This is a genomic window from Bradyrhizobium sp. Kon56, from assembly GCF_055807635.1.
Map to the genome: position 1 here is coordinate 1 of NZ_JBVVOU010000108.1, position 723 is coordinate 723.

At 59.8% G+C, this 723-nt stretch carries 1 protein-coding gene; it reads left to right on the forward strand.

The window, feature by feature from the left end; translation table 11 throughout:
* Positions 1–403: 403 nt before the first annotated feature.
* The coding region (locus AC0L3B_RS38155; RefSeq protein WP_473334794.1) for a flagellin N-terminal helical domain-containing protein at positions 404–723 on the forward strand (320 nt) is incomplete at its 3' end.

Genomic DNA, 723 nt, shown 5'->3' on the forward strand with positions numbered 1-723 from the left:
CCCGCCAGTCCATCGCGGTCTCCGCGCTGTCGCTGGCCAACCAGTCGCAGCAGAGCGTGCTGCAGCTGCTCCGCTAAGAAGCGGACGACATCGCAAGCAAGACATGGCGGCGGGGCTTCGGCCCCGCCGCTTTTTTTCGTGCGTCAGCCGACATTTCGCAGCCACGCAGTGCTCTGAAAAAGTAACCAGTGGTTATGGTTAATGGAGAGTAAGCGCGGATAAATGCCAATGATTTCAGCCTAATTGCCGGCCGCGACTACGCCTTCCGCGCGCTTATGGTGAACCCGCGCTTAATGCGGGCGCGTGTTGTTTCACCCTTTGTTAGCCATGTCGCGGCACGCTGTCCCCGTCACTCGATCCGAAGCGATCGAACGAAGACGCGTAAACCAGAAGGGTAAGAGTTATGTCCGGTATCGTTCTATCCACGTCGGTTCGTCAGAACCTGCTGTCTCTCCAGTCCACCGCCGACCTCCTCGCCACCACGCAGAACCGTCTGTCGACCGGCAGGAGCGTCAATTCGGCCCTGGACAATCCCACCAACTTCTTCACCGCGCAGTCACTCGACAATCGCGCCAGCGACATCAACAATCTGCTCGACGGCATCGCCAATGGCGTGCAGGTACTGCAGGCCGCCAACACCGGGCTGACCTCGCTGCAGAAGCTGATCGACAGCGCAAAGTCGATCGCCAACCAGGCGCTGCAGACCACTGTCGGCTATTCCTC